Annotated in this window: 11 protein-coding genes; 3 read left to right on the top strand and 8 right to left on the bottom strand. The window is 32.7% G+C overall.

The window, feature by feature from the left end:
* Positions 1-24: 24 nt before the first annotated feature.
* From murI to A9601_RS12380, 4 genes are read right to left on the bottom strand one after another with little or no spacing between them, the layout of a single operon-like run.
* The gene (gene murI, locus A9601_RS12395) at positions 25-819 is read right to left on the bottom strand and encodes a glutamate racemase (RefSeq protein WP_011818121.1); all 795 of its coding nucleotides are present in this window, start codon (positions 817-819) and stop codon (positions 25-27) included.
* The gene (locus A9601_RS12390) at positions 816-1901 is read right to left on the bottom strand and encodes an N-acetylmuramoyl-L-alanine amidase (RefSeq protein ID WP_011818120.1); all 1086 of its coding nucleotides are present in this window, start codon (positions 1899-1901) and stop codon (positions 816-818) included. The genes murI and A9601_RS12390 overlap by 4 nt, the downstream gene beginning before the upstream one ends.
* Positions 1901-2728 (bottom strand): carbon-nitrogen hydrolase family protein, encoded by an 828-nt coding sequence (locus A9601_RS12385; RefSeq protein ID WP_011818119.1) that lies wholly within the window; start codon positions 2726-2728, stop codon positions 1901-1903. Before A9601_RS12385 ends, A9601_RS12390 begins: the two co-directional genes overlap by 1 nt.
* Before the next feature lie 30 nt (positions 2729-2758).
* A complete protein-coding gene (locus A9601_RS12380; RefSeq protein WP_041484597.1) occupies positions 2759-3487 on the bottom strand; it encodes a 2-phosphosulfolactate phosphatase family protein in 729 nt (242 codons plus the stop codon).
* Between the two features lie 128 nt (positions 3488-3615).
* On the opposite strand from A9601_RS12380, the gene aroA reads away from it, so the two are divergent.
* Genes aroA through glmU form a run of 3 tightly spaced genes read left to right on the top strand, consistent with a single transcriptional unit; the run spans position 3616 to position 7227 of the window.
* Positions 3616-4932, top strand: coding sequence for a 3-phosphoshikimate 1-carboxyvinyltransferase (aroA, locus tag A9601_RS12375; protein WP_193328904.1), 1317 nt, complete (start codon positions 3616-3618; stop codon positions 4930-4932).
* A 12-nt stretch (positions 4933-4944) separates the two neighbouring features.
* The gene (locus A9601_RS12370) at positions 4945-5829 is read left to right on the top strand and encodes a tRNA (5-methylaminomethyl-2-thiouridine)(34)-methyltransferase MnmD (RefSeq protein ID WP_011818116.1); all 885 of its coding nucleotides are present in this window, start codon (positions 4945-4947) and stop codon (positions 5827-5829) included.
* A 48-nt stretch (positions 5830-5877) separates the two neighbouring features.
* Positions 5878-7227: a bifunctional UDP-N-acetylglucosamine diphosphorylase/glucosamine-1-phosphate N-acetyltransferase GlmU gene (gene glmU, locus A9601_RS12365; protein ID WP_011818115.1), complete on the top strand. Its 1350-nt coding sequence runs from the start codon at positions 5878-5880 to the stop codon at positions 7225-7227.
* Between the two features lies 1 nt (position 7228).
* Here the strand turns inward: glmU and A9601_RS12360 are convergent, their stop codons facing one another.
* Genes A9601_RS12360 through menD form a run of 4 tightly spaced genes read right to left on the bottom strand, consistent with a single transcriptional unit; the run spans position 7229 to position 12759 of the window.
* Positions 7229-8602 carry a UDP-N-acetylmuramoyl-tripeptide--D-alanyl-D-alanine ligase gene (locus A9601_RS12360; RefSeq protein WP_011818114.1) on the bottom strand — a complete coding sequence of 458 codons (1374 nt, stop codon included), beginning with the start codon at positions 8600-8602 and terminating at the stop codon, positions 7229-7231.
* 12 nt (positions 8603-8614) lie between these two features.
* Positions 8615-10066 (bottom strand): glycogen synthase GlgA, encoded by a 1452-nt coding sequence (gene glgA, locus A9601_RS12355; RefSeq protein ID WP_011818113.1) that lies wholly within the window; start codon positions 10064-10066, stop codon positions 8615-8617.
* A gap of 36 nt (positions 10067-10102) precedes the next feature.
* A complete protein-coding gene (menB, locus tag A9601_RS12350) occupies positions 10103-10960 on the bottom strand; it encodes a 1,4-dihydroxy-2-naphthoyl-CoA synthase (protein WP_011818112.1) in 858 nt (285 codons plus the stop codon).
* Positions 10961-10995: 35 nt separating this feature from the next.
* Positions 10996-12759 (bottom strand): 2-succinyl-5-enolpyruvyl-6-hydroxy-3-cyclohexene-1-carboxylic-acid synthase, encoded by a 1764-nt coding sequence (gene menD, locus A9601_RS12345; RefSeq protein WP_011818111.1) that lies wholly within the window; start codon positions 12757-12759, stop codon positions 10996-10998.
* Positions 12760-12771 lie beyond the last annotated feature (12 nt).

The raw sequence follows: 12771 nt of genomic DNA, 5'->3' as shown, positions 1-12771 counted from the left end.
TGACCTCACATATATATTAAGGAATCAAACATTGCTTCGGAGGTTTACTAACCTAATTTCTTTATTAATTTCAAACCAAAATTTTACTTTTTTTAAAAATTTATCTTTTTCTGAAGTAACAAAGAAATCTACATTTTCATAAAAAAGACTTTCATAGCTGGTAGTTTTTGAAATAGCAAAAGATTCATTAAATTTTTTTATTAAAGCTACAGATGGATCAATAATTTTTATATTTGAATCTAATTTTTTTCTAAAAAAGTCATAAATTAGAGGATAGTGACTACATCCAAGGATTAATTCTTCAATATTTTTGTTTATTAGTGGTCTTAAGTATAAGTCTGAAAGGCTATTTAACTTATCAAGATTTAATTTTTCTTTTTCAATTTCAGATACAAATTCTGGACATTCTTGCTGAAATATTATCGTATTTCCTTTTTTAGCATTTATAGCTTTCTTGTAATACGATGATCGAACAGTTCTTTGTGTTGCTAGGACACCTATTATTTGTTTATCAACTATTTCAGATACTGAATTTATAAGATCAAAACAAGGGACCTTTAGATTATCTTCTAGAATATCAAGCGCACACGCATTTGTAGTGTTACAAGCAACTAAAAGTGCATCCAAATTCTTATCAACAAAAAATGTACAAATCTCCTTTGCAATTAATCTAATCTCTTTAGAATTTTTGTTCCCATAAGGTATTCTTTTTGTATCCGCCAAATAAAAAACTTTTACATCTTTACGTGTTTTTAGTAAAGAATTAAGGATAGTAAAACCACCTATTCCGCTATCAAATATACCTATTTTAAGTATCACCCTACTTTATCTAAATATTCGAGGATGCCTTTTGCAATTGCATAGGCTAATCTTTTTCGATGGGTTATTTTTTCTAATCTTCTTGCATCCAATCTTCCCGTTAAAAATCCAATTTCTACAAGGACTGCGGGCATCCTAGTATTTTTAATTACATAAAATCGACCTTGTTTAACTCCTCGATCAGGACTACCAGGGGAAACTCTTAAAATTTGTTTTTGAATTCTTTTCGCGAGTAATCTTCCTCTCCACCCTCTGTAATAAAATGTTTCCAATCCATTTATGTCTTTTCTTTTACCTCTTGAGGCATTTGCATGAATACTTACAAAAATATCTGCATTCGTATTATTAGCAATGGAAACTCTTGGAGGCAAATCCAAATCAACTTCATTTGTTCTAGTCAACATTACTTTGACACCTTTCTCAGAAAGTAAATTTTTAACTATTTTTGAAACCTCTAGGACAACATCTGTTTCTCTAATACCACCAATACCTATTGCTCCTGGGTCAGGTCCGCCATGCCCTGGATCGATTACAACCTCAAACTTATTTCGTTTTAACTCTGGTAGTTTCAAGTAACCATAATTGTTTTTCTTCTTATGAATTAAATTTTGATTTGCTTTGATATTTTCTCTTTTCTTTTCAACTAAACCTTCACCAATCTTTTTGAATGAATATTTTGGGTTAAATAGTTTAATTCTCCATCTATTTTGATCTAAGCCAACCATTTGCCAAGTCAAAGGGTTCAAATAAGTCTCTTCCTTAAATTCAATTACTAGTCTTGTTTTACCCTTGTCTGGTTTACCTAATCTAATTTCTTTTATTGGGCCATTACCTTTTATTGTTCTGGGATTTTTTAATTCTCCTGGAAAATCTACCCAGAATCTATCTCCCGATATTTGGTTAGTCTTCTGAAAGTATGCTTTTAAATTAGTATTTGATTTAGTTCTTAATTCTAAAACCCCATTATTATTTATAGCCCATGCCGCAAGTGCACTTGAAGATTTAACTGGAAAGATTGAAGAATTTAAAAATAAAAAAACGGATAAATAATGAAGAAGTTTATTTTCTAAAAACTTTATCATTAGTTTGAAAACAATTTGTTTTTTCTATGTTTAAGGCTTGGCATCTGCTCCCTAATTTTCTTTACTCTTTCTTTATCAGCAGGTGCTATTGCAGCCCCCTGAGTTTTTCCGGCATCAGATAAAACTGTACCCCAAGGGTCAATTACCATCGCATGGCCATGACTTTGCCTTCTTCCATAATGAATACCAGTTTGAGCTGGAGCGACTACATATGCTGTATTCTCAATTGCTCTTGCTTGTAATAGGATTTGCCAATGATCTTTTCCAGTAAAAGCTGTAAAAGCTGCGGGAATCATAATTAGCTCTGCACCATTGGAAGACAAATATCTATAGAGTTCAGGAAATCTAACGTCGTAACAAATCGATAATCCTATTTTGCATAAACCTGGGACATCTACAACAGGTGGATACTCTGCTCCAGATAAAATAGTGGATGATTCCTTGTATAGATTTCCATCTGGCAAATCAACATCAAACAAATGAATCTTGTCGTATTTTGCCAAAATCTGTCCATCTTTCCCAAATAAAGCTGACCTATTAAAAGTATGACTATCATCACCAGCAGGGACAGGATACCCTCCTCCCAATAGAAATACTTGATATCTTTGTGACATGGTTTTTAGAAAATTTGTACACTTCACTGATAATTCAGAAGCTAATCTAAGTTTTTCATCATCTCCTCCTAAAAAAGCAAAATTCTCAGGCAATCCTATTAACTCAGCACCTCTTCTAGCAGCTAATTCAATCTGTTCTTCTGCTTCAGTAAAATTTGCTTCAACATTTGAAGTACTCGTAATTTGTAATGCAGCTACCAAAAAATCAGTCAAGACTTTACTCCTAATGAACCAATTCGTAGATCATGAGGCACGAATCACACCTCTTTCAACTTGAGCTGGAACAATATCTAAGCAATCAAGTTCAGAGCAACATTTAAAATCATCCTCATAATCTCCTAGACTTGTCAATCTTTTGCCATGGGTTGCTGTTTTTAAACATTTCAAAATATCATTTTTCCAGAAATCCCAAAGTGCCAAAGCAGCTTGTAATTCGTCATTCAGAATATTGATTTCGAAATCACCGTTCTGTTTTAGGTAAGTGGCCAATGCACCAGCAGCTAAAGAATCCTCAAGTGAATAAGAGCCTTCCCAACCACTACCAAGTATTAAAACATTTTCACTTTTTAATGAAATGATTTTTTCGGCAACTGCTTTCCTATTTGGGAGACCCATAGCAAATAAATGCTGTGCATTTTGAACTTTTTGCAATGATTTAGTCCCATTAGTCGTACTCATAAATAATCTTTTACCATTAACAACTTTTTTCGTAACTGATAAAGGAGAATTTCCTAAATCAAAGCCCTCAATCTTCTTTCCACCTCTCTCTCCAAGCATTAGTCTCTTTTCAACTTGCCACTTCATTGCAGATTCTTTTAATAAATCTAAATCTGCGAAAACTTGTATTGAATCAGCTCCATTTTTTAAAGCCCAAGAAATTGTTGTTGTAGCTCTTAAAACATCAATAACTACTGCAATGTCTGGGCTTGTTTCTGGAACATCCTTTGCAACGTGATAATAAGTAAGATTAATAACCAAGTCCTTTTGTCTCATTTTATTATAGAAAACAGTTACTTAATTTGATTATTTTTTTTTTAAAACAAACTTATTGATAATATATAAATAATTTGTTTCTACAGAAATCTTATCAAGTATTTAATTTGAAAATGAATAATATCCGCACAATAAAAGGTGGAGTTAATTTAAAAGGAAAAGTAAAAGTACCTGGAGATAAATCTATTTCTCATAGAGCTTTAATAATAGGAAGTATTGCTAATGGTGAGACGACTATTGAGGGGTTTTTACATTCTGAAGATCCACTTTCAACTGCTGATTGTCTTAGGAAATTAGGTGTAAACATACCAGAAATAAAGAAAAATGAGCCTTTTACGATTTCAGGTTTGGGTCTTGATGGATTAAAAGAGCCCAAAGAAATTCTAAATTGTGGGAATTCGGGAACCACCATGAGATTATTAATGGGGTTACTTGCCGGTCAAGAAGACAAGAATTTTATCTTAACAGGTGACATTTCTCTTAATGAAAGGCCAATGGGGAGAGTGGGCAAACCATTATCGTTGATGGGTGGCAAGATTTTTGGTAGAGAGAAAGGAAACAAAGCTCCAATCTCAATTGATGGGAATAAACTAAAAGGTTGTGTTATTGGTACACCAGTAGCGAGTGCTCAAGTAAAATCTGCAATCTTATTGGCAGGACTCAAAGCTTCTGGGACCACCTCTGTTATTGAACCAGCATCTTCAAGAGATCATACTGAAAGGATGTTAAAAGCTTTTGGAGCAGATATCAGCGTCAGAGGAGAATTAGGAAGGAATGTAGTCATCAAATCAGGGGGGAAGTTAATTGGCCAGAGAATATTGATTCCCGGAGACATAAGCTCTGCTTCTTTTTGGATGATTGCCGCATCTATTGTTCCAAATTCGGAGGTTTTAATTCAGAATGTCGGATTAAATCCTACTAGAACTGGAATTTTAAATGTAATGGATTCAATGGGGTGCAATTATGAGATTTTAGATAAATCGACCATTGCAGGTGAACCTATTGGATCTATTAAAGTAAAGTCTTCAAATAATTTAAAATCATTCACTATTGAAGGTGATATCCTCCCAAAACTTATAGACGAAATTCCTATTCTTACTGTGGCTGCTTGTTTTTGTAATGGAGTTTCTGAAATTAAGGATGCCCAAGAATTAAGAGTTAAGGAGACAGATCGATTAAAAGTCATGGCACGACAGTTACAAAAATTCGGTGCTGAAGTAACAGAGAAAGAGGATGGGTTAATTATTAATGGGCAATCAAAATTTAATTCTGCAGAAGTAGACAGTGAGACAGATCATCGAGTAGCAATGAGTCTTGCTATTGCTTCACTTCTTGCTAAAGGTACCTCAAAAATCATGAGAGCAGATGCTGCTAGCGTCTCGTATCCCACTTTTTGGGAAGACCTTGCCACACTAACTAACTAGCCTGAAAAGTTTTTGTTTGAATTAATAGAAGTTTTAACTAAAGATGGCAGTTATTCTTTAAGAAGTGAGTTTTTTCAAGAGAACTTCCATAGTTTATTGGGCGCATTGGAGGAAACAAAGTCAAAGTTTACAGCTACTTCTAATTTGCAAAGATTTAAGGGCAAATCTCTTAATGTTTTGGATATATGTTTTGGTTTAGGATACAATTCCGCTTCTTTATTAAATGAATTAATTAAACAAAACTCATATTTAAATTTATATGCCTTGGAGATTGATAAAAATCCCCTTGAATATTCGCTTAGGAATGAATCTTTCCTTAAATTATGGGACCCAAAAGTCAAAAAAATATTTGAATCACTTTATCGAAAAGATTACTTTGAGGATCTATTTTTTAAATGCAGTATTTTATGGGGTGATGCTAGAGAAAAAATCAACATTATTCCTTCTACTATTAATTTCGATCTGATTTATTTGGATGGTTTTTCTCCTCAAAAATGCCCTCAGGTATGGACGATTGAATTTTTATCCAAAGTCACAGAAAAACTTAATCCTCATGGTTATTTAATAACTTATTCTTCATCAGCAGCAGTAAGAAATACCTTAAGAAATCTAGGATTAGAAATTTTTACTATTAAGCCAAGTTTTAAAAACAGAACTTTTTGGAGTCAGGGAACTGTCGCAATATCAAAATTTGATAAGAATAAATTGAAACCTAATTTCAATTTTGAAAAGTTATCTTTAATGGAAGAAGAACATCTGTTAACTAAAGCTAGTATTCCATATAGAGATCAAGATTTAAACTCAAGTAAGAACGATATAATCAGGAGAAGATTAGATGAGCAATTATTCTCAAATCTATTATCTACAAATAAATGGAGGGAGAAGTGGGGAATGTGACGAAGTTATCCGTTAAGAGTTAGATTTAAATTAGGATTTCAAATAAACATGTTAAGTGTTGCGATATTAGCGGCAGGCAAGGGCACTAGGATGGAAAGCTCATTACCAAAAGTTTTACACAAAATTTCCGGCAAAAGTCTTCTACAAAGAGTAATTGATTCATGTGCCGAATTAAAACCTGATAAAATTTTCGTTATCACTGGACACAAATCAAAAGAAGTACAAAAGTCAATCCCAAAAGATAAAAAAATCCATGTTGTTGTTCAAGAACCTCAATCAGGAACGGGTCATGCTATCCAGGTTCTTTGTAGTGAAGTAAAAAAACATGAAGGAAAACTTTTGGTACTTAACGGTGATGTGCCACTCATTAGGCCTACTACTCTAAAGAGACTTTTGTATTTACACGATTCAAAAAATGCTGATGTTTCTTTAATTACCACAAAGAAAACAAATCCTCATGGATATGGCAGAGTTTTTTTGAATGGGGATTTTATAGAGAGAATTGTTGAAGAAAAAGATTGCAATGAACTAGAAAGAGAAAATCCATTAATAAATGCAGGTGTTTACTGTTTTAATTGGGGTAACTTATCAGAAATAATTAATACCTTGCAAAGCAATAATAATCAAAAAGAGATTTACTTAACAGATACAATTTCTTTGCTAAAAAATTCTTTAAGTCTCGAGGTGGAGGATAATGGAGAGCTTCAAGGAATTAATAACAGAATTCATCTATCAGAGTGCGAGGAATGTATTCAAAATTCAATTAAAGAGAAGCATATGCTTAATGGTGTAACTTTTATAAATAAAGCAAGTTGTTCAATTAGTGAAGAAGCTGAAATTGGAAAGGATGTAATCATAGAGGCTAATACACATATAAGAGGAAATACAAAAATAAATAGTCATTGCATTATCGGTCCAAATACTTTTATTGAAAATTCCAATGTGGGATTACAATGTGAAATTTCAAACTCTACTGTTTATGATTCTCAGGTAATGGATCATATAAAAATTGGCCCTTATAGTCATATAAGACCTAATTCCAAAATATCTTCATACAGCAAAATTGGTAATTTTGTTGAGATCAAAAATAGTCAACTAGAGGAAGAAACTAAAGTAAACCATCTAAGTTATATTGGTGATTCCATTATTGGAAGATCTACAAATATTGGAGCAGGAACTATTACTGCAAATTTTGATGGACAGAAAAAATATCAAACAAAAATTGGTAAAAATTCCAGTATTGGAGCAAACACAGTTTTTGTAGCACCAATAAATCTAGGGGAATCAGTAACAACAGGTGCTGGTTCAGTGATCACAAAGGACTCTAAAGATAATTCATTAGCGATATCAAGAACTAAGCAAGTAAATATAGAGAATTGGAAAAAGAAGAAATCCTGATCTAGTTAATTAATTCAATAATTTTATCAAGTTGCCAAAATCTGCTTCCTTTTACAAGAATAGAATCGCCTTTTTTTGTAGATTTGTTTATCTCTTGAGGTACATCTTTGATATTATTTAAAACTAAGAATTTTTTCTTATCTTTTAAAAAATTGGTGTAATTTTTTTCATTTTCTTTTTCGCAAATAAATAAACACTTTTTTATATCTGAATTATTTATTAAGTTGAATATTTCTTTGTGATATTTTTCAGATTCTTTACCCAATTCCTGCATGCTTCCAAATATGAAAAATTTATTTCTCGGTTTTTCAAGGAGGTTTTTAATACATGCTTTTACTGACTCTGGCGAAGCATTATATGATTCATCATATATTGTTGTTTTTACTGATTTAAGAATTTTATTCCTTCCATCTAAACTTACAAAATCAAATTTATTAGAACTTGCAAAATCAATGCCTAGCTCTTTAGCAACTGCATAAGCAAATAAGAAATTAGAAGCATTGTGAAATCCCTCAAATGAAATTTCAAAGGTATTTTCTTCAATTAAAATTGTTTTATTTGAAGGATTATAAAATCCTCGCAAATTATCATCCTTCTTAATACTCTCCTTTTGATTTGCTATATTTAATAGCCTTACTTTTATAACTCTACCTTTCCAAAATTCTTTTAAAGTTTTTTCTAGGAATGGATCATTAGCTGGAATAATTACAACTCCTTCTGGATTTAAGAACTTACTAATTTCACACTTTGCATGAGTAATATTTTCTTTTGAACCTAACAATCCAATATGGGCTGTGCCAATGTTAGTAATAACTGCAATATCTGGTTCACTATATTTGGATAAATTCTCGATCTGTCCAAGACCTCTCATCCCCATTTCAAGAACTAAAACTTTATCTTCTATATCTGCAGCAAGAATAGTAAGACCAACTCCAATCTCGTTATTGAAATTTGCATGAGATAATTTAATTCTTCCAAGTTTATTTAAAACTCCACCAATCATTTCTTTTGTAGTTGTTTTACCCACTGAGCCAGTTATTGCAACAATAGGAATATTTAATTTTTTTCTTTTTAGCAATGCTAATTTTTGAAATGCCTCTGTTGTGTCATTTACAACCCAATAAGGAAAATTACTAGGAAGTAATTTCTGCATCCCTTTTTTAATTACGACAGATTTAACTCCTTTATTTAAAACCTCTGAAAGAAAACCATGTCCATCAAAATTTTTACCCTTGATGGCTATAAAAAGATCATTTTTTAATAAAGTTCTACTATCAATACTTATATTCTTAAAATTTAAAAAATCTTTTTTCCCCTCGCTCAGATTTTTAATATCTCCCAAAACATTGTTTATTTCTGATATAGAGAATTCCATTAAAAAATTAAGTCATACTTTTTTTAAAGATGGATCAGCTGATTGTCCGTAAGAAAATTTTTCAACTTCAGCAACATCTGGTGATGGTTCTTTTATTCCGCAAACATCCTTATACATAACTTCGTATTCAAGAGCTGATCTTTGCCAACTAAACTCTTGGCTCATGGCTCTTTTTTGCAGTAATTCCCAACTATCTTTGTGCCTAAATGCTTCCCATGACCTTACTAAAGATGTATAGAAATCTATAGGTTCAAAGCGATCGAAGCAAAAACCTGTGCCAATATTATTTTCTGGGTCATGAGGTAAAACTGTGTCAACTAAACCTCCAACTCGCCTTACTATTGGAATAGAGCCATATCTCATCGCGAGGAGTTGACTAATCCCACAAGGTTCAAATCTACTTGGCATTAAGAATGCATCTGAGCCACCATATATAAGCCTTGATAAAGAATCATCATAGGTAAGAAATACTGAGAATCTTCCTGGGTAATCTAATGCCAGTTGCCATAATCCTGACTCTAAATATCTATCTCCAGTTCCCAAAACAGCAATTTGAGAATCTGTATAGGCTAATAGTCTTCTTGAAACTTGTAAAAGTAAGTCAACCCCTTTCTGATCGACTAACCTACTGACCATACCTAAAAGATATTTTTTAGAATTAACTTCAAGACCCATCTCTCTCTGCAGAATTTTTTTATTTTCTAGCCTATTTTCTAAATTCTTAATACTGAATTTTGCTGGTAAAACTGGATCTTTGGCTGGATTCCATTCATCAAGATCTATGCCATTAAGAATTCCCCTTAATTTACCTGAAATGTAATTAAGTAATCCTTCGAGGCTTTCCCCGTATTCATGGGTTTTAATCTCATCTGCATAAGTCGGCGAAACAGCATTGACCCTATCTGCGTACAACATTGCCGCAGCCATTGTGTGGTCTCCATGCATATACCAAGGACACCAAGTCATTTTTTCAAGTTTCCACCTCCAAGGGCCTTGGTATTTTAAATTATGAATTGTGAAGACAGTACTAATTTCGGGATCCTGATGCATCCAAACAGGAATCATTCCAGTGTGCCAATCATGGCAATGGAGAACTTGAGGTTTCCAATAATTCCAGGCAAATTCTGCAGTGGCACTAGCAAAAAATGTAAAGCGCCAGTCCTCATTTTCCCCTCCATATATTTGATCAGAGTCAAATGTTGGATGACCCACTAGGTAAATCACATAATTATGAATGGGATGTTTTGCTTTATATACGGCGAAATCAGTTCCCATTGTATTTGCTCTAAAGACTGGTTCATTCGACACCTCTAAAAGACTCCACAATTTCCCATAGCCTGGAATTATTACTCTCACATCGTGACCAAGTTTTATCAAAGATGGAGGTAAAGAACCAACCACATCTCCCATACCTCCAACTTTGATCATTGGAGCACATTCGGCAGCGGCAAGAAGAATTCTCATTGATAATTATTTAATAAAGTTCTTTTGAAAAATAAATTAGGGTGTCCACTTGTAGTCAGAGAAGTCTGGAGGACGCTTTTCAAGAAAGGCATCTCTACCTTCTTGGGCTTCTTCAGTGGAATAAAATAATTGAGTTGTGTATCCAGATAATTCTTGAATACCTGCAATCCCATCATTCTCAGCATTGAATGAAGCTTTAAGAATACGAATAGCAGTTGGACTATTTCGTAATATCTCTCTTGCCCAGATTACACCCTCAGCTTCTAATTCTTCAATCTTTGTAATTGCATTTATCAAGCCCATCTCGAGTGCTTCCTCAGAATTATATTTTCTACATAAAAACCAAATTTCTTTTGCTTTTCTTTGACCAACAAGTCTTGCCAAATAACTAGATCCAAATCCAGCATCAAAACTACCAACTCTGGGACCTGTTTGACCAAATATTGCATTTTCAGAGGCGATACTTAGATCACAAATCAAATGAAGCACCTGGCCTCCTCCAATTGCGAAACCAGGGACTAAGGCAATAACCACTTTAGGCAAACTTCTTATTAATCTTTGAAGTTCAAGTACATTTAATCTCTGCTTCCCTTCATAATTTTTGTATCCATTTTCACCTCTTACGCTCTGATCACCTCCAGAGCAAAAAGAATAAATACCTTTCTTGTCAGGTCCCGCACCTGTAAAGAGAACTACGCCAATAGTTTCATCATTTCTTACGATATTAAATGCATTGATAAGTTCATCTACAGTTTGTGGCCTAAATGCATTTCTTTTTTCAGGCCGATTGATTGCAATTCTCGCAATTCCCTCATCAGATTTATGAAACAATATATCCTCATAAGATTTGCATTCTGACCAATTTAAATTTGTTTTACCAGGTAATACTTTCATGAATTCTAATTATTCAAAGATAAAAAATCATAAATTTAACTGCCAATTATTTTTTCTAGCAGAGAATTTTTTTCACAAATTTCATTTTGTGGATCAATATCAACTTTAATTATTGCAGATTTCTCGATAGAAATGCTCCAATCGAATGCCTCTCGTAATTTTTTAAAATTTGCCACACTTCTAAAGTTTACTTGGTAACCCTCGGCAAGTTTCGGCCAGTTTATTTCTTTAGGCATAAGAAATAGTTTTTTAAATTCATCTTCTTTTAAATTTTTTTTATAAATACGATTAAATATGTTTCCGCCATTATTGTTTATTAGGAGAATTGTTAAATTCATGTCGATTGAGTTTTCAATAAGCCAACCGTTTATATCATGCAGAAAAGCCAAATCTCCTGTAACGAGAAGTAGAGGATTTTTAATTCTAGAAATTCCTAATGCAAGGGATAAAGTACCGTCTATGCCAGAGGCTCCTCTAAAGCTGAAACAATTTCTTGTTAAAGTACCATTCTCAGAAAATGTAAGCCAATCTCTTATCGGGCTACTCGCTGAAAGCATTATTGGATTTTCAGCTGGCCAAAGTTTTGGTACAAGATTTGCAAGCCTATACTCAGTAATTTGATTCTCATAAGTAATATTCCCCTTTAAAATTTCTTTAACTTGCTTACCTTCCTCTAGTAAATCTAGGGCTAACGGAGTAAGAGACTTTTTATTTTTTTCATTAATTGATAACTCTTTTTTTAATAGAGAAGTAAAATTTGTTAACCCAAAATCGTATTCAAATGATTTTTTTATAGGGTCCAGTTTTCTATGGTTTTTTTCCTTTATAAGAATTTGTACCCCTTGGAAGTTAATTAAAAACTTTTCCAAATCATTTGAGGATGACATAGGACCAAGCCTCAAAAGTTGATAACAATTTATTAAATTCTTATTTTTCCTTAAGACTAATTCCCAATTTACAATTAACCCTCTCAAATCAGAATAAACGCCTGAAACAGGATCAGCAAATACTGGCCAACCAGTAATTTCTTGTAATTGTCCTAAAGACTTATTAAAAGAAGGCAAGTCATTTATGGAACCTTGATAGGGACCTACCAAAATAATGCCAGACTCATCTAAATTTAAATTTTTTGAAATTTCTAAGAATTTTTTTTTATCAGACTTTATGTCAACTTCCTGAAAGACATATTTTTTCTTTAAATAAATTCTCTCAAAAACCTCTAAAACATTTTTTTTATTTAAGAATGAAATATCTAAAGGCTTATCAATAGGAACATTTAAATGTATAGGTCCAGGGAAGGTTGACATTTGTTTCTCAGAAATTCGCACTAAATTAAAGATTTCATTTTCTTCTGTTTCATGGATTCCATTTAGATTTGTACTTAAAACTTTTCTGCAGACTGAACTCAAAAAATCTTCTTGATTTACTGTTTGATTAGCGCCACAATCTTTTAATCTTAAGGGTCTATCAGCGGTAAGAAATATAATACCTTTACAAGATCTGTCTGCCTCAACTGCTGCTGGCAATAAGTTACTTACCGCAGTTCCAGAAGTGGTAATAACTAAAGAAAGATGACCTGATGCAGCAGAAATCCCAAGAGAGTGAAATCCAGCAGATCTCTCATCTATTGAATTAAAAATATTTACCAGTCCTAGCTTATTTAATTCTCCAGCCGCTATTGCTAGAGGTGCTGATCTACTTCCTGGACATAGTATTAAATTTTTAACTCCTATTTTTATAAGAAGATTTAAAAGTTGTAAACTTCTAAGAAAATTTTTGCATTCAATAGATGATGTCATAATTTATATAAA

The organism is Prochlorococcus marinus str. AS9601, assembly GCF_000015645.1.
In the GTDB taxonomy this organism is placed as follows: domain Bacteria; phylum Cyanobacteriota; class Cyanobacteriia; order PCC-6307; family Cyanobiaceae; genus Prochlorococcus_A; species Prochlorococcus_A marinus_O.
Note: the sequence above shows the minus strand (reverse complement) of the source record. Positions and strands in the feature narration are given on the sequence as shown.

Coding starts and splice junctions, on each gene's coding strand:
- A9601_RS12390 (WP_011818120.1), bottom strand. CDS start 1,901: ATGATAAAGTTTTTAGAAAATAAACTTCTTCATTATTTATCCGTTTTT.
- A9601_RS12360 (WP_011818114.1), bottom strand. CDS start 8,602: ATGGAATTCTCTATATCAGAAATAAACAATGTTTTGGGAGATATTAAA.
- glgA (WP_011818113.1), bottom strand. CDS start 10,066: ATGAGAATTCTTCTTGCCGCTGCCGAATGTGCTCCAATGATCAAAGTT.
- glmU (WP_011818115.1), top strand. CDS start 5,878: ATGTTAAGTGTTGCGATATTAGCGGCAGGCAAGGGCACTAGGATGGAA.
- menD (WP_011818111.1), bottom strand. CDS start 12,759: ATGACATCATCTATTGAATGCAAAAATTTTCTTAGAAGTTTACAACTT.
- menB (WP_011818112.1), bottom strand. CDS start 10,960: ATGAAAGTATTACCTGGTAAAACAAATTTAAATTGGTCAGAATGCAAA.